At 59.5% G+C, this 18,085-nt stretch carries 16 protein-coding genes; 2 read left to right on the top strand and 14 right to left on the bottom strand.

The window, feature by feature from the left end; all coding sequences use genetic code 11:
* Nucleotides 1-7: 7 nt before the first annotated feature.
* From hemA to bchF, 14 genes are all read right to left on the bottom strand, one after another.
* Nucleotides 8-1,222, bottom strand: coding sequence for a 5-aminolevulinate synthase (gene hemA / locus BUA42_RS12020; RefSeq protein ID WP_072778106.1), 1,215 nt, complete (start codon nucleotides 1,220-1,222; stop codon nucleotides 8-10).
* Nucleotides 1,212-2,036, bottom strand: a complete 825-nt coding sequence (puhE, locus tag BUA42_RS12015) for a putative photosynthetic complex assembly protein PuhE (RefSeq protein ID WP_072778105.1) — start codon at nucleotides 2,034-2,036, stop codon at nucleotides 1,212-1,214. The genes hemA and puhE overlap by 11 nt, the downstream gene beginning before the upstream one ends.
* 88 nt (nucleotides 2,037-2,124) lie before the next feature.
* The gene (gene acsF, locus BUA42_RS12010; protein ID WP_072778104.1) at nucleotides 2,125-3,252 is read right to left on the bottom strand and encodes a magnesium-protoporphyrin IX monomethyl ester (oxidative) cyclase; all 1,128 of its coding nucleotides are present in this window, start codon (nucleotides 3,250-3,252) and stop codon (nucleotides 2,125-2,127) included.
* Nucleotides 3,249-3,545, bottom strand: coding sequence for a hypothetical protein (locus tag BUA42_RS12005; protein WP_072778103.1), 297 nt, complete (start codon nucleotides 3,543-3,545; stop codon nucleotides 3,249-3,251). The genes acsF and BUA42_RS12005 overlap by 4 nt, the downstream gene beginning before the upstream one ends.
* 16 nt (nucleotides 3,546-3,561) lie before the next feature.
* Complete coding sequence (gene puhC, locus BUA42_RS12000) at nucleotides 3,562-4,029, bottom strand: photosynthetic complex assembly protein PuhC (RefSeq protein ID WP_072778102.1); 468 nt, start codon at nucleotides 4,027-4,029, stop codon at nucleotides 3,562-3,564.
* A 13-nt stretch (nucleotides 4,030-4,042) separates the two neighbouring features.
* Nucleotides 4,043-4,678: a photosynthetic complex putative assembly protein PuhB gene (puhB, locus tag BUA42_RS11995; protein ID WP_072778101.1), complete on the bottom strand. Its 636-nt coding sequence runs from the start codon at nucleotides 4,676-4,678 to the stop codon at nucleotides 4,043-4,045.
* 27 nt (nucleotides 4,679-4,705) lie between these two features.
* Nucleotides 4,706-5,485 (bottom strand): photosynthetic reaction center subunit H, encoded by a 780-nt coding sequence (gene puhA / locus BUA42_RS11990; protein WP_072778100.1) that lies wholly within the window; start codon nucleotides 5,483-5,485, stop codon nucleotides 4,706-4,708.
* Between the two features lie 27 nt (nucleotides 5,486-5,512).
* Nucleotides 5,513-6,952, bottom strand: coding sequence for a PucC family protein (locus BUA42_RS11985; protein ID WP_072778099.1), 1,440 nt, complete (start codon nucleotides 6,950-6,952; stop codon nucleotides 5,513-5,515).
* The gene (bchM, locus tag BUA42_RS11980; RefSeq protein WP_072778098.1) at nucleotides 6,949-7,620 is read right to left on the bottom strand and encodes a magnesium protoporphyrin IX methyltransferase; all 672 of its coding nucleotides are present in this window, start codon (nucleotides 7,618-7,620) and stop codon (nucleotides 6,949-6,951) included. The genes BUA42_RS11985 and bchM overlap by 4 nt, the downstream gene beginning before the upstream one ends.
* Complete coding sequence (gene bchL / locus BUA42_RS11975; protein ID WP_072778448.1) at nucleotides 7,620-8,540, bottom strand: ferredoxin:protochlorophyllide reductase (ATP-dependent) iron-sulfur ATP-binding protein; 921 nt, start codon at nucleotides 8,538-8,540, stop codon at nucleotides 7,620-7,622. The genes bchM and bchL overlap by 1 nt, the downstream gene beginning before the upstream one ends.
* 58 nt (nucleotides 8,541-8,598) lie before the next feature.
* Complete coding sequence (locus BUA42_RS11970; protein ID WP_072778097.1) at nucleotides 8,599-12,168, bottom strand: magnesium chelatase subunit H; 3,570 nt, start codon at nucleotides 12,166-12,168, stop codon at nucleotides 8,599-8,601.
* Nucleotides 12,158-13,714, bottom strand: coding sequence for a ferredoxin:protochlorophyllide reductase (ATP-dependent) subunit B (bchB, locus tag BUA42_RS11965; RefSeq protein ID WP_072778096.1), 1,557 nt, complete (start codon nucleotides 13,712-13,714; stop codon nucleotides 12,158-12,160). The genes BUA42_RS11970 and bchB overlap by 11 nt, the downstream gene beginning before the upstream one ends.
* A complete protein-coding gene (locus BUA42_RS11960) occupies nucleotides 13,711-14,997 on the bottom strand; it encodes a ferredoxin:protochlorophyllide reductase (ATP-dependent) subunit N (protein WP_072778095.1) in 1,287 nt (428 codons plus the stop codon). The genes bchB and BUA42_RS11960 overlap by 4 nt, the downstream gene beginning before the upstream one ends.
* Nucleotides 14,994-15,503, bottom strand: a complete 510-nt coding sequence (gene bchF / locus BUA42_RS11955; RefSeq protein ID WP_072778094.1) for a 2-vinyl bacteriochlorophyllide hydratase — start codon at nucleotides 15,501-15,503, stop codon at nucleotides 14,994-14,996. Before bchF ends, BUA42_RS11960 begins: the two co-directional genes overlap by 4 nt.
* A gap of 293 nt (nucleotides 15,504-15,796) precedes the next feature.
* Between bchF and BUA42_RS11950 the strand changes: the two genes are divergently transcribed.
* The gene (locus BUA42_RS11950) at nucleotides 15,797-16,582 is read left to right on the top strand and encodes a hypothetical protein (RefSeq protein WP_072778093.1); all 786 of its coding nucleotides are present in this window, start codon (nucleotides 15,797-15,799) and stop codon (nucleotides 16,580-16,582) included.
* The gene (ppsR, locus tag BUA42_RS11945) at nucleotides 16,583-18,004 is read left to right on the top strand and encodes a transcriptional regulator PpsR (RefSeq protein ID WP_072778092.1); all 1,422 of its coding nucleotides are present in this window, start codon (nucleotides 16,583-16,585) and stop codon (nucleotides 18,002-18,004) included. It begins immediately after the preceding gene.
* Nucleotides 18,005-18,085 lie beyond the last annotated feature (81 nt).

Genomic DNA, 18,085 nt, shown 5'->3' with positions numbered 1-18,085 from the left:
AGAAAGGTCAAGCCACCTGATGTGCGATTGCACATTGTTTCCAGAGGGTTGCCAGCGCCTGAACCAGGTGTTCGATATCCGCGTCGGTGTGCAGCGGACCTGGCGTAAAGCGCAACCGCTCCGTGCCTTTAGGTACCGTCGGATAATTGATCGGCTGCACGTAGATGCCGTAATCCTGCATCAGAATATCCGCGAGCATCCTGCACTTGACCGGGTCCTTGATCATGACAGGAATGATGTGGCTCGGGTTTTCGAGATGCGGAATGCCATAGTCATTGAGACGCTTGCGCAGATGCGCCACCTGCGCTTTCTGCGCATCACGCTCTACGCGGCTTTCCTTGAGATGCCGGATTGACGTACGCGCAGCCGCGGCAACCGCTGGCGGCAGGGCAGTGGTAAAGATGAAACCGGACGCAAAGGACCGGACGAAATCGCACATCGCCTCTGATCCGGTGATGTAACCGCCCATGACACCAAAGGCTTTGCCAAGCGTCCCTTCGATCAGCGTGATCCGATCCGCCAGACCTTCACGCTCGGACACACCGCCGCCGCGCGGGCCGTACATGCCAACCGCATGCACCTCGTCGAGATAGGTCATGGCGCCGTGCTTTTCGGCAACTTCGACGATCTCTTTCATCGGGCAGATGTCACCATCCATGGAATAGACGGATTCAAATGCCACGATCTTCGTCGCATTGGACGGGAGCGCCGCCAGCTTGCGGTCCAGATCTTCGGGATCGTTGTGTTTCCAGATGACCTTATTCGCACGGCTGTGGCGAATGCCTTCGATCATCGAAGCATGGTTCAACTCATCCGACAGGATCACCGCGTCCGGCAAACGCGACCCAAGTGTCGACAGCGCCGCCCAGTTGGAGACGTAGCCAGAGGTGAACAACAGCGCGCTTTCCTTGCCATGCAAATCGGCGAGCTCCGCCTCAAGCAGTTTGTGCTGGTGGTTTGTGCCCGAAATATTGCGCGTTCCGCCCGCGCCACAGCCGTTTTCGGCGACGGCGTTTTGCATGGACTGGATCACCTTCGGATGCTGGCCCATGCCAAGATAATCGTTCGAACACCAAACGGTCACCTCGTCCGGGCAATCCTCGTCGTGGCTTTTCGCCTTCGGAAACGCGCCGCACTTGCGCTCAAGCTCTGCAAAGATACGGTAGTTGCCCTCCTCTTTAAGGGTGTCGAGCTGGGCATTGAACAGGCAGTCAAAGTCCATGGGCGTCCTCCGTTCTTCTTATCGTCTTGTCTTTTGTTGTTGGTTTCGGCGCGGGCAGCATCCAGCGCCAGAGTTTCTCATCGGGCAGCGGCAGCACCATGAACCAGTGTTCGAGCAGGGCCAGCGCAGTCATGGCCGCCAAAAGGGCGAACCCCACGACATCGCCTTGAGTGGTGGCCGAATAGATCCGCTCCAGCCAGCAGGCGACGGCAAAGGTCAGCGCCGTGATGGACAGCGGGAAAAGCCAGTTCATCTTTGCGTGGCGGAAATGGCTGGGCAGATGCGCCAGCGCGGCAGGCAGGAATTCCGTATTGATCTTGGGCACGCCAAGAAACAGGTTCAGCTTGGCCGACACGCGGGCAAAGAACAGCACCGCGAAAGTCCAGAATCCGAACGTGTTCTCCGCGCCGTGCGTGTACAGCCAGATACCCACAAGTGTCGCGGCGAGCAGCATCTCATGATAGGCAATCGTCCCCCAGGCCCGGATGAATCGTTCCCATTCGGGGATCTCATCGCGGCAGACATGCGTGTTCGGACCCGTGATCGTGCCCGTCAGAAAGGCCGTCTCGATCCAGCCCCACAACGCCAGCGCGGCAAGGAATGCGTGATAGGCCGCACCGACATCGGTTCCGTCTGCGCTGAACCAGACACCGTAGGCACCCAACAGAAACACAGGAAACGCGGCAATCGTCAGGACCTGTCCAAACCGGAACCCGCGCCGGTCCGCGAATTTCACGAGCCAAAGGATCGCCCCGGTGGAAAACCACCAGAGGAACAGTGCCACCAGGGCCGCGATCCATGGGTCATTCAACACGCGTGTCTGTCCTTCTTCGGTTCAAAAATTATCGGGGGTGTGGGGGCAGAGCCCCCACGCGGTCGCCGCCCGAAGGCGGCGAAACCGCTTAGTATGCGGGCACCAAACGTGTGTTTTCAGGCACCTGATGTTTCTTGGCCGGGATCGTATAGAGCGAAGCAAAACACAGCGCCGCCTTCGCCGATCCCGCGATTTCCTTGAGCTTTCCAGCCACTCCGCCTTGCGCTTTTCCTTCAGCAATCTGCACATTGGCGCGTTGCAGCCTTTCCAGTGTCGGCTGCCAGCGCGGATGGTCGATATCCAGCGTGATCGGGAATATCTGCTCACTCAGTTTGGAGGTCTTGGTAAAGACCTCATGCGCATACCAGTCCGGGTCCACGCCCAGCGCCTCGTGGAAGGCAGGCCGCTGGTGGTCGCGGACATACATCGTGGCGTAGACCGCGGTGAGGAAGAACTTGATCCAGTAGACGTTCCGACCAGAGGTCAGCTTCGGATCGGTCTTCATCAGAAGCGCGAACGCTTCGCCATGGCTGAACTCGTCGTTGCACCACTCCTCGAACCACTTGAAAATCGGGTGAAACCGATGCTCCGGATGCGCCTGCAAATGACGGAAAATCGTGATGTAGCGCGCGTAACCGATCTTCTCGGACAGGTACGTCGCGTAGTAGATGAACTTGGGCCGGAAGTAGGTGTACTTCTTCGATTGCGTCAGGAAGCCAAGGTTCACGCGCAAGCCCGCTTCGCGCAGCGCATCATTGATGAAACCGGCATGCCGCGCCTCGTCGCGCGCCATCAGCTGGAAAAGCTGCGTGATGTCCTTGTTGTTCCCACGCCGCTTCATTTCCTTGTAAAGCACGCAGCCCGAAAACTCGGCGGTACAGCTCGAGATCAGGAAGTCGATGAATTCCTTCTTCAGCTGCGGCTCCATGTTCTCCCAATCGACATGGTCCCAGTCTTCGTTTTTCTTGAAATGCCCTTTGTTCGGGTCACTTTCCATCTGAGCGATCAGCTTGTCCCACTCATCGCGAATGTCCGACACATCAATAGCGTCCAGTTCATCGAAATCCGTCGTGTAAAAGCGCGGCGTGAGCAGCGTGTTTGCCATCGCGGTCTCAGTCGCGAAGTTGTCGTCGTACTTCGCCTGCTCTTCCTGAATGGCAAGGCCTTCTTCGACAGACGTGGCGTCTGCGGTGTGTTTTCCAGTGTAGGCGTTCATAGCGTCACCTCTTCCGAGAAGGAGAACTCGCAAAGCTCCATCACCTCGAAGTCACCGGTCAAGCGCGTCCAGAGCTGTTCGAGCTTTGACGCGCGGACGATCACCGCCTCGCGGTCTTCGCTGACGACCTCTCCAAAGGGGGCCATGATCTCCGGCCCTTGGACCTTTACCTCGTCACCGGGATAGATCACCGCGCCGTTGTTGAAGCGGACATGTGCATGAAGGCTCTCGAAACAGTGGCTGATTTCCACCGTGCAGGGGGCCCGTTCGATCTCTTTGGTCAGTAAACCCATTTTGGTTCCCTTTCGTTTACTTCAGCAACTTGGCGAAAGCGGCTGAATTGTCGGCGCCGAACCCCATCAGGTCGGCCCCCCATCCCGTGCTGGGATCAAAGATCTCAAGACGGTTGTTTTCGCGGGCGCGGACGATCACCGGACCGTCAAGCGCCACGCGGGCTTTGGTGCGTTCACGTTGGAGAACGCGCCACATGCCCGACAGGAATCCTCCCTCCTCCGGGCTGTATTCGGCGATCAGCGCGCGGTCCTCGGTATAAACCTTGGCCGACCCGCTCATGTTGCCCTCAAGATAGAGGGTCTTTTCAATCACCACCGGACTGTCCGGAGCGGTGTATTGGGCCGGGCCGTCCAGCCAGGTGTAGACGCTGACCATGATCAAGCAGATCATGACCATCGCGAACATGGCCCGCACAAGCATGCGCGGAACCAGTTCTTTCTCGGTCGCGTGGATGCGTGGTTTGTCGAGGGCGTTTGTCGTCATGTCAAAGCCCCCCTTATTCCGCTGCCACGGCGGCCGGAGCCGCGCTGTGCCGCTCGACTTGCGGCATGGACACCCGGGCCTGAGCCGCTTCCGAAATCATCGCAGCGATCTTTTCCGCCTCGGGAATGCAGCGCAACGCGGGTTGCGTGGGCGAGATTTTCCACGGGCGCACATGCGGCCAGCAGACAAGGTAGCTGATCCGTGTATCCCCCATCAGATCGAAGGCGATCGTGCCGGTGCCCGACTTCCGCAGGTCAAGATGTGCATTGGCAATCTGCGTATAGGGCAGGTTCAGTGTCACATTCAGCGCAGCGCCGATGCGCATGGCGACACGACGGTTGGTGACCGTATAGACGGTGTAATGCGCCTGAACCCATGCGATGGCCACCAGGATCGCGCAGACGATCCCGCCAAGGATCAGGAACGGCACCGAAGCACCAATCGCCTGTTGCAGCGGCATCAGGTCGATCACCGCCACAAAACGCCAGCACGCAAGAAACACGAAGTAACCCGCGACCCAGAGAAGGTTCAGCGACTCTTTCGCAAGAGGCCACCATGCCGGTTTGCCCTGCCAGAGGATCACCTCCCCCTCGGGAGGCGCCTCGGGCAAACCCTTTACGGGTTCGATTTCAAAATCGTCATGTGGCATGGTGGTTCCCCTTTTTGATTGGCGAGATCAAATTTGCGGTTCGAGGCGGGCTTTGCTCGCGTAGAGGGTCCCACCGCCGTAATAGGCACTGATCTTGTCCTCTTCGAGCTTGGTAACCTGCTGGGCTGCCGCGAGTTGGGGAACACCAGCGAAGTGCTCACCGAAAATCGACCGGACTTTCACGCGGTTGCCCCAGATGCGGGTGAAGGTGATCGGGACAAGGCGCGTGCCGCTGCCATATTCCCCGTCAAGTTCGATCTCGAGATAGCGAACAAGCTGTTCCGGCTCGTCGATCCACATGTCGGTCACTTTGCCGACAATGGCGCCGTCGCCGGCGACAACGGGCAATCCGCGCGGATCACGGCCCGCCGCGACACGGAAGCTTTCGCTGCCTGACATCGGAATGATTTTCGGGTGCCCGTGACCGTCCAGCTCGGGCTCATCGCGGCGCGGAGCCCAGCTGCCCGGTCCAACACCATCGGCCAGCGGATCGCCAACCGGATCAAACGGAAAACCGCCACTGTCGAACTGCTTTGTCAGCTTGGCATCGATATCCGTACGCTCCGGCGTCTGGCCGGACGGCACTGTGTAGGTGCCACGACCGTGGGGCAGGAGGAAGGTTTTGTCTTCGGGGTTCGGGAATACGCTACCCGCATCCGCCTGGGTGCCGTCTTCGTCCAGAAGCGGGTACCCTTCGCGTTGGTTTTCGCGCTGAATCCAGATCACGAGACCGACGAAGAAGATGAAAAACAACCAGAGCGAAATGCTCGCGAGGTCGAGGTTTCCAAGGATATAGTCTTCGGTCATCTGAGTGTCCTCCTTGATGGGCCTTGGTCAGGTTGGGAAATCGGCAAGGCCCAGCCCTGTCGGTTTCTGGTTGAGGGTTGGCGCGGTCCGGCTTTGGCTAACGAGACGGCCCAAGACGATGAGCGTCGCAAACAGAAGCGCGATTTCGATGTGGTAGACGACCGAATAGCCGGTCGTCGGGGTTTGCAGGGCCTCGCCCCAGGCACCGGACATGGCGATCATGTTGACGCTATCGCGGGTCGCGCCGCCAATCAGAGTCGACAGACCCGCAGCGGTGGCCTGCGCAGCGCCCCAAGCGCCCAGCGCGAGGCCGCGCCCGGCCAGTCCTTCGGCGGGCAGGGTCATGGCGGCCGTGAGAGTCGAGATGGCGAAGTATCCCCCACCAAAACCGATCAGGCTGGCTCCGATGAAAAACAGCAGTGTCGAGTCCATCGGCGCGGCAAAGATCACCGTACAGAACGCGGCGATCCCGGCGAGAAGCCCCATCGACGCCATGCGGTACGTGTTGCCCCCTCTGGACAAAACGCGCGCCGCCAGCGCGAAGCCGGCCAAAGCACCGGCCGCCCATGTCGCCGTGAGAAGCGTGGTTGCGGACACGCTGAGGCCAAGAATTTCGCCGCCATAGGGCTCAAGCAGCACGTCCTGCATGTTGAAGGCCATCGTTCCAAGGAAGACGACGGCCAGAAGACGCCCGGCAGTGCCGCCGTGGGTCAGGTCTGTCCAGGCGTCCTTGAACGAGGGCGTCGGCGCCGCGCGCTCTTCCTTCGACATGGGGTTGACGCGCTCTTGCTTCCAAAGCGCAATCACGTTCAGGACCAATGTCATCACGGCGCAGCCCTGTACGACACTGATGAGCAGCACGCCAGAAAAGTCGCGCAGCAGCCAGCCGATCACGATGGCCGACACACCCATCCCAACAAGGAACATCACGTAAAGCAGCGCCACGACACGCGGGCGTGTCTCGTCCGTGGCACGGTCGGCGGCCAAGGCCAAGCCCGCCGTCTGGGTCATATGCATGCCAAGGCCCGTCATGATGAATGCCAATGCTGCCAGCACTTCGCCCGCGAAGGGAATGTCGTGTGTGACGTCACCGCCCAGAACGAGAAGGCACGCAGGCATGACGGCCAACCCGCCGAACTGCCACAGCGTCCCGAACCAGAGGTAGGGGATCCGCTTCCAACCGATGGCCGAGCGATAGTTGTCGGACTTGAACCCGAGCAGCGCCCGGAACGGTGCGATGAGGACAGGCAGTGCGACCATGATCGCGACCAGCGTCGCGGGGACGGATAGCTCCACGATCATGACGCGGTTCAGCGTGCCCAGCAGCATGACACCCGCCATGCCGACCGACACCTGGAACAGCGCCAGTCGCAGAAGTTGGCCCAAAGGCAAATCGTCGGACGCCGCATCCGAAAACGGAAGCAAGCGAACGCCAATCGATTTGACCTGAGAGCGCGTGACGATCATGGGCGGAACTCCAGCGCCTGGCTGATGTAGAAGCCCGAATTGATCCGGCCAAGATCGTTCAGTATGCCAATATCAGAGACGGTTTTTGACAGTCTTGACGGCCCGTGCGGGATCATCGTCGGGGAGCGATCCGACTTCGGAAACGCTTTGCCGGTATACCACATCGTCATGAGCAGCGGTGTGCGTGGGGCAACCGTGAACGCCACCGAACCGCTGGTCCGCTCTCCCAGAGTCGCGAGTGCAGTGCGGATGTCGGCCTCGGTGTAATAGATCAGGCTGTCCATCGCGATCACGTGGTCAAAAGACCCGAGTTCAGAGGAGAGCATGTCGCCACTGGCAAACGTCACCTTGTGCTGCAAGCCCTGCGGCAAGCGCTCTTCGGCGATCTTGACCAGCGAGGGAGAGATATCCACGGCTACGACATCGGCGCCACGGCACGCCAATTCGTAGGTCATCTGCCCGGCGCCACAGCCCGCGTCCAGAACGCGCACGCCGTTCAAATCCGCAGGCAACGCCGACAGTAGCTTGTCACGCATCTGGTCACGACCTTTGCGTACCGTCTCCCGAATACGGCTGACGGGAGCGTCTGAGGTCAGACGCTCCCATACCTTGGTCGCCGTGCGGTCGAAATAGTGTTCGACCCTGTCGCGGGTGGCGTCGTAACTCATCAATCGAACCCCAGAAGTTCAAAGATATCGCGGTCTGCAAGCGGCGTCGGCGTCATTGCTTCGGTGCCGTTCCACAGAGTCTCTGCCAGACGGATGTACTCTTTGCGTGCCATGACGATGTCTTCCTCGTCGGGCATCTCGAACAGCGTCTTCTTCTTGAGCCGCGACCGGCGAATGGCGTCGTAGTCGGGCATGTGCGCAATGCGCTTAAAGCCGACCTTTTCGCAGAAGCGATCCACCTCATCGGTGTCCTTGGACCGGTTCGCCACACAACCCGCAAGGCGCACCTTATAGTTGGAAGATTTCGCCTGAACGGCCGCGATGATCCGGTTCATCGCGTAGATGCTGTCGAAATCGTTTGCCGTGACGATCACCGCGCGGTCCGCGTGTTGAAGGGGCGCGGCAAAGCCACCACACACCACATCTCCCAACACGTCGAACAACACGACGTCTGTATCTTCCAGCAGGTGATGCTGCTTGAGCAGCTTCACTGTCTGGCCAACCACATACCCGCCACAGCCCGTGCCCGCAGGGGGACCGCCCGCTTCGATGCATTTCACCCCGTTGAAACCGTCCGCCATAAAATCCTCGGGGCGGAGTTCTTCGGCGTGGAAGTCGACCTCTTTCAGAATGTCGATCACGGTGGGCTGCAACTGGCCTGTCAGCGTGAATGTGCTGTCATGCTTCGGGTCACACCCGATCTGCAGCACGCGCTTGCCAAGTTTGGAAAACGCGGCCGACAGGTTGGACGATGTGGTCGATTTGCCGATGCCGCCCTTGCCATAAACGGCAAAGACCTTGGCCCCCTCGATTTTCATCGAGTTGTCCTGATGCACTTGCACCGATCCTTCGCCGTCCTGTCCTTTCAAAACGGGCGGGGCAGACAGGCCACGCGCTTCCAGACCTGCGGCTTCGCGCATGGCGGCCTTGGCGGCGGGCGGGCTTTTTGCGTCCAGTGGACTCATGTCGGGCTCCAGTTCATTCGGCTGCGATCCCCTCAAGGCGATCTTCAAGCGCATCGGCAGCGTCTTGCAGCGCCGCCAGCGTGTCTTCGTCGGGTTGCCAGTAATTGCGGTCGTGTGCTTCAAGCAGGCGGTTTGCCATGCGGCTCGATGCAGTCGGGTTCAGCTCTGCCAGCCGCTTGCGCATGTCGTCATCGAGGACAAAGGTTTCACTGAGGCGTTGGTACACCCAGGGCTCGACTTTGCCGGTGGTGGCAGACCAGCCCATCGTATTGGTCACCTGTGCCTCGATCTGGCGCACGCCTTCGGCTCCGTGCTTGAGCATGCCTTCAAACCATTTCGGATTGAGGCTGCGCGACCGCGTCTCAAGGGCGACCTGTTCCTGCAACGTGCGGATCTTGCCATTGCCGCGCGTGGTGTCGGAGATATAGATCGCCGCCTCTTGCCCACCGCGCGCGCGTTTTACGGCGCGAGAGATGCCGCCAAGCGTGTCGAAGTAGTGGTCGACTGTCGTGACACCCAATTCGACGCTTTCGAGGTTCTGGTAGGCCACATCAACGGTTTTCAACGTGTCCTGCAACAGCGCCGCGTTCGACACAGCTTTGCCATTCACGCCGTAAGCAAACGACTTGCGCGCCTCGTACGCATCCGCGAGTTCGTCTTCGTCCCCAAATGCTGAACTGTCGACCAGCGCGTTGACGTTGGCACCATATGCACCTTCGGCATTCGAGAAGACACGCAAGGCGGCGGTTTCCAGATCGACGCCGTTTTCCTGCGCGTAGACCCACGCATGGGCACGGATGTAGTTGAGTTCAAGTGGTTCATCCGCTTCGGCGGCTTTCTTCGCCGCTTCAGCCAGCATGCGGGTCTGCAACGGCAGAAGATCGCGGAAGATGCCCGAAAGGGTCATCACCACGTCGATCCGCGGACGGCCCAGTTGTTCCAGCGGAATCAGGTCAGCGCCGGAAATGCGGCCAAAACTGTCAAAGCGCGGTTTCGCACCGATCAGGGCCAGCGCCTGCGCCAGCGGAGCGCCATCGGATTTGATGTTGTCCGATCCCCACAATACCAGCGCCACGGTGCGCGGTAGGGTGTCATGGGTCTCCAGCAATAGCTGCGCCTGCTTAGCACCATCGCGGCAGGCGTATTCGGTGGGCATCCGGAACGGATCGAACGCATGAATGTTGCGACCCGTGGGCAAAACATCGGCTGAACGGATCAAGTCCCCGCCCGGAACCGGCGCGATATAGCGACCGCCAAGGGCACGCATCAACGCGTTCAGCTCGGTTTCCTGCTGCAAGAGCGCATCGACCCTGGCGCGGGTGTCATCATCCGCATCCTCAATCAGCTTGAGATAGTCGGCGCGGGCGTCATCGCTGAATGTCTTACCGACGATGTGCAGGCCATCCGGGATCAGCGCATCTTCGGTTTCGAGAAGCTTGAGCCACAACGCCTCTGGCGCGGTGCCGCCCATATCGACCGCTTCGGCCTGTTCGGCGATAAGCGTCTCTAACTCTGCCCTTTCCCGGTCAGCCGTATCGAGCGACCGCCAGCGTGTCAGGCTATCTTTGAGTTCCTGAAGTCCCTTGTACAGACCCGATTGCGCAAGCGGCGGTGTCAGATGTGTGACCGTCACAGCGCCCGACCGGCGTTTGGCCAGCGATGCCTCGGACGGGTTGTTCGACGCGTACAGGTACACATTTGGCATCTCGCCGATGAGACGATCCGGCCAGTCGCGCGCGCCGAGGCCAGCCTGCTTGCCCGGCATGAACTCGAGCGCACCGTGCATGCCGAAATGCAGCACGACATCGGCCTGGAACGTATTGCGCAACCAGAGGTAGAACGTGACGAAAGCGTGCGTCGGCGCGAAGCCTTTCTCGAACAAGAGCCGCATCGGGTCGCCCTCGTAACCGAAGGTGGGCTGCACACCGACAAAGATCTTGCCGAATTGCGCGCCCAAAACGAACACACCGCGTCCGTCGGACTGAATTTTGCCCGGTGCCGGACCCCAAACCGCTTCGATGGCTTTCAGGGGTGGCGTGTTGCGAACTATGTCGTCCGCGCTCACATGCGCCGCAACGTTGGCCTCCTGCCCATACTGTTTCGCATTGCCTTCAAGAACAGCAGCCCGCAGAGCATCGACGCTTTCAGGTGGGTCGAGGTCGTAGCCCTCGGCCTTCATCTGGTGGAGCGTGTTGAAGAGTGAATTGAACACGTCGAGATACGCCGCCGTGCCGACAGCCCCGGCGTTCGGCGGAAAGCCAAAAAGGACGATCCCTACGTTTTTCTCGGCGTTCTGCTTGCGGCGCAGCGTTGCCTGACGCAGTGTCTTTTCGGCAAGGCTGTCAATCCGTTCCCGGCACGGAGCCATCGCCTTGCTCGACGTGTCGCACGGGCATTGGTACTGGCAGCCGTTGCATCCATCCGGCCCATGCCGCCCGCCAAAGACTGTTGGGCAGGTCGCGCCATCCAGTTCGGGCAAGGCAATGAGCATCGTGGTCTCGATCGGACCGAGACCCTGCTCACCGCTGGCCCACTGCCCAAGTGTCTGGAACTCAAGCGGATGCGCGGCAATGTACGGGATGTTGAGACCCTTGAGCACTTCAACCGCTGCGGAGCTGTCATTGTAGGCCGGCCCACCAACAAGGCTGAACCCGGTCAGAGACACCATTGCGTCGATGCGTGGTCCGTCCTCAGTCTGAAAGAACTCGGCAATCGCGGGGCGGCCATCGAGGCCCCCGGCGAAGGCTGGTAGCACCGCCATGCCCCGCGCTTCGAACGCACGGATGACAGCATCGTAGTGCGCGGTGTCGTTTGCCAGCACGTAGGAGCGCATCATCAAGAGGCCAACAGTCGCCTTCACCTTCGCAGGACGCGGAAGTTCGGCGATGTCCGTGGTGATCCGCTTGGGCAAATCCGGGTGATACAGAGCCACATCCGGGTACTCGATCGGCGCGTCGGCCTCGGCCCCCAGCCATTCTTCCCGGCCTTTGGCGTACTTGCCCAAGAGGTAGCGCACCATGGATTCGATATTGTCGTCCGAACCGCCGAGCCAGTACTGCATGACCAGGAACCAGGAGCGCAAGTCCTGCGCTTTTCCCGGCACCATCTTCAAGAGTTTCGGCAAACGGCGCAGCTGCTGCATCCGCTTTTCGCCCTTCTCCACTTCGGAGTCGGTCGACTTTGGCTTGAGCGATTTGAGGATCTTCATCAAGCCAGATGCAGGCTTGCTCATGTCAAGCTTGCCCAGCTTGGTCAGCTTGATGATCTCGGCATCGGCAATCACACCGATCATACCATCAACCTTGTCACGCACGGCGTGCAGGTCTTCGAGAATTGGTTTGATATGTTCTTCGAGGAAAAGCAGGTTCGCGACGACCATATCAGACTCAGCGATGGCCCGCTTGGTTTCATCGAGCGCCTTGGGAGTCTCGGCCCATTCAGCGGCGGCGTGGACGGTGACGGTCAGGCCGGGGAAGTCCTTCGCAAGGTTCAACGACGCCCGCGCCACAGGACCAGCGGCGTGGCTGTCCAGCGTGATAATGGCGATTTTGTACGCCCGGGCTTCGTCGAAACTATCGCGCATAATGGGCCTTCGCTTCGTAAAGCGTATCGACGCTGATCTCATTCACGCCACGTTCCGACGCGAACGTCTCGGTGTTGCGCTTGGCCTTACCCCGCACGAAGAACGGGATTTTCTTCAGTTCTTTTTCGGCGGCCGGGAGCCAGACGATTTCAACGGGCCCAGTGTTGGGCTGGGCAAGTTCAGGTGAAACAGTCTCTGTTTCCGATGCGTCGGTGATACCGATCTCGCGCAGTTTTGCCTTGTGACCGTGATGGCTGGCGCCCGCGTCGTCGTGGAATTCAAAGTCCTCGCGGAACATGGTGAGCAGGTGCTCTTCCAGACCCATGACCAGTGGATGCACCCAGGTGTCAAAGATCACATTTGCGCCTTCGATGCCCATCTGGGGGCTGAAGCGCGCGGGGAAGTCCTGAACGTGCACAGGCGCGGAAATCACAGCGCAGGGAATGCCCAGACGCTTGCCGATATGCCGTTCCATCTGGGTGCCGAGGATCATCTCGGGCGCAAGTTCTTCGATCCGGCGTTCGACTTCGAGGTAATCATCGGTGATCAACGCTTCGACACCATAATCCTTGGCCAAACCGCGCAGCATCCGGGCCTGTTCGCGGTTGTAGCAGCCCATGCCGACCACTTCGAAACCCATCTCATCGCGGGCGATGCGAGCACATGCGGCAACATGCGTACCGTCGCCAAACAGGAACACGCGCTTGCCAGTCAGGTAGGTGCTGTCGACGCTGGCCGAATACCACGGCATCCGCAGGCGGCTCTCGTCGAGTTTAGGTTCTAATCCGCAGATCTGGGCCACCTCCAGAACGAAATCACGCGTAGCACCAACGCCAATGGGAACAACCTTGGTGTAGGGCTGACCAAACTCCCGCTCCATGTATCGCGCGGCGGTCTCAGCCGTTTCGGGATACATCAGGACGTTGAAATGCGCCTGTCCCAGCTTGGCGATATCCGAAGGCGATGCAGGCATTGGCGCCACGACATTCACCTCGATCCCCATATCCATGAGCAGACCGGTGACTTCGGTAATGTCATCGCGGTGACGGAAGCCAAGGCCGGTCGGGCCAATCAGGTTCGCAGTGACGCGCGCGGTCTTTTCCATCGGTTTCGCGAGGTGACGGACGATCTGGAAAAACGTCTCATCTGCGCCGAAGTTTTCCTTGCGCTGGTAGCTGGGCAATTCGAGCGGGATCGCCGGGATCGGCAGACCGAGTGTTTCGGCCAGACCGCCGGGATCGTCCTGGATCAGTTCCGCGGTGCAGGACGCGCCAACAATCATCGCCTGCGGCTTGAAGCGCTCGTAAGCGGCCTTGGCGGCATCTTTGAACAGATACGCCGTATCGGCGCCCAGATCGCGAGCCTGAAACGTAGTGTACGTGACCGGCGGACGATGGTTGCGCCGTTCGATCATTGTGAACAGAAGGTCCGCGTAGGTGTCACCCTGCGGCGCGTGCAAGACGTAATGCATGTCCTTCATTCCGGTCGCGACACGCATCGCGCCGACATGCGGCGGGCCTTCATATGTCCAAACGGTGAGCTTCATTCCGCCGCCTCCAGCTTGAGGAGGTCGCGGCGACGCACGGCGCGCGAAAAGAGACCGGCAAGGTCACCTGCCTGTTCATAGAAATGCACGGGCGTGAAGACCAATTCGATGGCCCACTTGGTCGTCAGTCCTTCGGCTTCCAACGGGTTCGCAAGGCCAAGGCCGCAGACCGTCAGGTCCGGGCGTGCATCGCGGCAGCGGTCAAGTTGCTTGTCCACATCCTGCCCCTCGGCGATGGTCGGTCCTTCGGCCAATAGATCGAGGTCTGATGACATCACCGCGCGGTGGATGAAGGGTGTGCCGACTTCGACGGCCTCCATCCCACATTCGCGGGTCAGGAAACGCGCCAGCGGGATTTCCAACTGGCTGTCGGGGAAGAAGAAGACCGACTTGCCACGCAGCGCTTCGGACGCTTGGGCGACGGCTTTACGGGCACGTGCGCGCGGGGCGTCTGTGACTTCGGCGAATTTCGCTTCGGACACGCCAAACTGGTCGGCGATGGCACGTAGCCAGGCGGTCGTGCCCTCTTCACCAAACGGAAAGGGCGCTGCGATATAGGTTGCATGGCGACGTTGCAGCGCTTCGTGTGTGTCGGTCAGGAAAGGCTGTGTCAGCGCGTACAGCGTGTTGGGTCCGATGCCATATTCATCGTTGACGCGGGATGCTGGCAAAACGCGGATCGGGCCGATGCCCATCGCCTCTAGCAATCCGACAGCCTGTTCTTCGACCACGTCCGGCAGCGCGCCTACTAACAGCAGCTCCCGCGCGTCGGTCTGCGGCAAAACCGGCACCATAGCCGCGAGACATGCATCTTCGCCCTGCGTAAAGGTCGTTTCGATCCCCGAGCCTGAATAGCTGAGCACCCGCACATTTGGAGCAAACTGCGCACTCATCCGCTCTGCGGCTTTGGCCAGGTCGAGTTTGATCACTTCGGACGGGCAGGACCCGACAAGGAACAGTTGCTTGATGTCAGGACGCCGTGCCAACAATTCACTAACCACGCGGTCTAGTTCCTGCTGCGCGTCAGCCATGCCGGCGAGATCGGTTTCTTCGAGGATTGCGGTCGCAAAGCGTGGTTCCGCAAAGATCATCACGCCCGCGGCGGACTGCAGAAGATGCGCGCAGGTGCGGCTTCCGACAACAAGGAAGAACGCGTCCTGCATCTTGCGGTGCAGCCAGATGATTCCGGTGAGGCCGCAAAACACTTCATGCTGCCCCCGCTCTTTCAAGACCGGGGTGTTGGAGCAACCGCGGGACGGCGGGGGCGCGAATTGCTCCGTCATGCCGCGGCCTCCTCTGCAAGCGATCCATGCGCCGCCTGCAAACGAGCGACCCGCAGTTTCCAGAGGAACTGACCAGCATTGATGACGTAGGCGGCGTAGGCGGCAAGCGCGAGCCACATTTCCTCGGTTGTGGTCAGCGCCCCGGTCCATAGCGCCCAGACGTAAGCAAGGTGCAGCGCGATCACGAGGAACGAGAACACGTCCTCCCAAAAGAAGGCGGGCGCAAACAGGTACTGTCCAAAGACAACCTTTTCCCAGATCGCACCGGTCACCATGATGGTCAGCAGAAACGCCGTCTTTATCAGGATCGAGAGCGTTGCTGCGTCATAACCAAGGCCGGTCACAAGGTAGCGGACGACGAGAACCAGAGACACGATGAATACAAGGAACTGCAGCGGCGCCAGCACGCCTTGAATGGTGGTCCAGACGCTGCTGTCACGGCGCGCGCGTTGCTCCTCCGTATAGAGAAACACCGGCTTGCCAGCGGCGCGATGCGATCCTGTCATTGTCACGATTCCGTCCTTGTCACTGAAAAAGTATCGCTGTGGACGGGGAAGTGTCAATTAAAACTTACACTCAGGAAGTGCGGCCGTGGACACATCCGGAAAAGGCCAGCGATTCTCTGAAGCGCCGCAAATATCACTGTTTTATTGGTGTTTTCCCACCTATAGGTCCTTGAAAGGACTATGTAACAAAGGACAGTGTCAATTCTCTTTGACATTCAAAGGAAAGAATTGGACACTAAGAGTGTCTGACCTGCCTGACATTGTCTGCGCGGTTTCAGAAACGAGGGTTAGCTATGGCAAATGACCATTCCGACGACCGCACCTCTTCCGACGAAAACCGCCCCGATATCTCTTCTTTGGCATCGGCGGTGATTTCCGTGCTCAGCGACAAGGGTGACGAAGGCGTGCAGACCATTCGGAATAGTGTTGTTCAGAAATTGATTGACGCTTCGCTGCGTCCGGGCGTCTTCAATGCGGAAGAGCTGCTTGAAGATCTGCGCGACCGCCGGATCAGTGCGGATCAGATCGTCGACATTTATATCCCGCAGGCCGCGAACGAGATGGGCCAGATGTGGGTTGAGGATGCCATTGGCTTTGCCAAGGTGACGATTGCCACGGCACGACTTCAAGGAATGCTTACGCTTCTGGCACCGCCGTGGTCGGCGAAACCCAGTGACGCCGGGCATGACACAAACATCCTTTTGCTGCTGCAGGGCGATGACAGTCACACCCTCGGACCGCACGTCGCCACCGCACAACTGCGCCGGATGGGACCGTCGGTCCGCATCATGTTCGGAGCGTCCGCTGACACTGTGATCCGCACATTGTCGGAAGAAAGCTACGATATGATACTCTTTTCGGGCTCTCGCCCGGACTCTCTTGCATCAATCTCAAAGATGGTTAAACGAATTCGAACCGGAGTTTTGTCGCCACCTCCGATGGTTTTGGGCGGAATTGTTCTGAACCTTGCGGACGGCGTCAAAGAAAAGACGGATGTCGATCTGGTAACGAATGACGTTAAGGTGGCTCTGAAGCTTTGCGAAAAGAAGAAGTCCAGAACCAGATCTTTGGCACGGTAGATGAATAGTAGTGGGTCCAGTTTCTGGAGTAGCGGTTCCGTACCTCTCATCGACGCTGGGGTCCTCTCGAGCATTATTGCCGTCGCGTCCGACATCGCACTCGTCGTGTCACAGAACGGAGAAATCCTGTCCGTTCTGGTCAATCCCAACGAGACGTCCTTCGGGAAACTTCAGCATTGGGAAGGCCGCCCTCTCAAAAACTTCCTGACGCGTGAAAGCATCCCGAAGATCGAAGCGGTCATGGCGGCGATGCACGATGGCGAAGCGCCCGCCAGATCGGTTGAGTTGAACCATTCGGACAATGCCGTATGGGAATTCCCGATCCGCTACAGCTTTCATCCATTCGGGTCCGACGGGTCATTTCTCATGCTGGGTCGCGATCTGCGGCCAATCGCCGAAACGCAACAACAGCTTGTCCAGGCGCAGATGTCGCTTGAACAGGGCTACGAGGCGCGGCGCGAGTTCGATGCGCGTTATCGTCTGTTGCTTCGTACCGTGCGGGACAGCATTGCCTTCATTTCGGTGAGCGACGGAAAGATCAAGGATCTCAACGATCCTGCAGCCGCCCTGCTTGGATCGACGCGGGAGGATCTGATCGGGTCTTCCTTTGCGCAGGAATTTCGCGACAAACGGCGCGAAGAGTTCATCGAAGCGCTGATCAATGCCGCGATCTCGGAGAATACGACGGGACTCGAAGTGCAATCGCGCCGCGGACGCCAGCGCATCATCATCTCACCGAACGTCTTCCGCGCGGCAGGAGAGCGTATCCTCATTTGCCGGATGAGCACGGCAGAAGAGACCGCCACGCGCTTCGACAACCTGAGCAACAGCCTTGCCAGTGTTTTCGAGAAGGGGCCGGACGCCATAGTATTCACCAGCGTCACGGGCACCATCGAAGCGTGCAATGACGCGTTCCTCGATCTGGTCGATGCGGCGCATGCTGTCGACGTCCGCGGGCGCAGTCTTGCCGACTTCCTCGGGCGCGGTCAGATCGACATGAGCGTCCTTGTCGAAAACGCACGTCGCACCGGGCAGATGCGAATGTATTCCACCAAACTGCTGAACGATTTCGGGGCAAAAACGCCAGTAGAGCTTTCGGCAACATTCCTCGAAGACCGCGGTGAGCCCGAACTTGGGTTCATCATCCGCGACATCAGCCGCGTTGACGCAATGCGTAAGGCACCCGTTCACACGAGCGAAGAATCAAGCCGCAATGTGATGGAACTTGTCGGCTCTGCAACGCTAAAGGAAATCGTTTCGGAAACCACGGATGTCGTCGAAAAGATGTGCATCGAGACCGCGGTGAGCCTGACACGGAACAACCGTGTCGCAGCGGCGGAGATGCTGGGGCTGTCGCGTCAGAGCCTCTACGTCAAACTGCGCAAATACGGCCTGCTGAACCGGGACGGCGACGGCGATTAATCCCCGCGTTTCGCCGGTCAGATACGGCCATCTAAGTGACAATGGATCCTCGCAGTATCGCTTGATGTGAATCGCTTTGTC

This window comes from Marivita hallyeonensis, from assembly GCF_900129875.1.
GTDB lineage: Bacteria > Pseudomonadota > Alphaproteobacteria > Rhodobacterales > Rhodobacteraceae > Marivita > Marivita hallyeonensis.
The sequence above is the reverse complement of the archived record's forward strand: the minus strand, read 5'-3'. Positions and strand labels throughout refer to the sequence as shown.

Bases quoted from the DNA above. Each gene is read 5' to 3' on its own strand.
- hemA (WP_072778106.1), bottom strand. From the start codon at position 1,222: ATGGACTTTGACTGCCTGTTCAATGCCCAGCTCGACACCCTTAAAGAG.
- acsF (WP_072778104.1), bottom strand. From the start codon at position 3,252: ATGAACGCCTACACTGGAAAACACACCGCAGACGCCACGTCTGTCGAA.
- BUA42_RS12005 (WP_072778103.1), bottom strand. From the start codon at position 3,545: ATGGGTTTACTGACCAAAGAGATCGAACGGGCCCCCTGCACGGTGGAA.
- puhC (WP_072778102.1), bottom strand. From the start codon at position 4,029: ATGACGACAAACGCCCTCGACAAACCACGCATCCACGCGACCGAGAAA.
- puhB (WP_072778101.1), bottom strand. From the start codon at position 4,678: ATGCCACATGACGATTTTGAAATCGAACCCGTAAAGGGTTTGCCCGAG.
- puhA (WP_072778100.1), bottom strand. From the start codon at position 5,485: ATGACCGAAGACTATATCCTTGGAAACCTCGACCTCGCGAGCATTTCG.
- BUA42_RS11985 (WP_072778099.1), bottom strand. From the start codon at position 6,952: ATGATCGTCACGCGCTCTCAGGTCAAATCGATTGGCGTTCGCTTGCTT.
- bchM (WP_072778098.1), bottom strand. From the start codon at position 7,620: ATGAGTTACGACGCCACCCGCGACAGGGTCGAACACTATTTCGACCGC.
- bchL (WP_072778448.1), bottom strand. From the start codon at position 8,540: ATGCGCGAAGCCGCAGGTCTGGAAGCGCGTGGCCTGTCTGCCCCGCCC.
- BUA42_RS11970 (WP_072778097.1), bottom strand. From the start codon at position 12,168: ATGCGCGATAGTTTCGACGAAGCCCGGGCGTACAAAATCGCCATTATC.
- bchB (WP_072778096.1), bottom strand. From the start codon at position 13,714: ATGAAGCTCACCGTTTGGACATATGAAGGCCCGCCGCATGTCGGCGCG.
- BUA42_RS11960 (WP_072778095.1), bottom strand. From the start codon at position 14,997: ATGACGGAGCAATTCGCGCCCCCGCCGTCCCGCGGTTGCTCCAACACC.
- bchF (WP_072778094.1), bottom strand. From the start codon at position 15,503: ATGACAGGATCGCATCGCGCCGCTGGCAAGCCGGTGTTTCTCTATACG.
- BUA42_RS11950 (WP_072778093.1), top strand. From the start codon at position 15,797: ATGGCAAATGACCATTCCGACGACCGCACCTCTTCCGACGAAAACCGC.
- ppsR (WP_072778092.1), top strand. From the start codon at position 16,583: ATGAATAGTAGTGGGTCCAGTTTCTGGAGTAGCGGTTCCGTACCTCTC.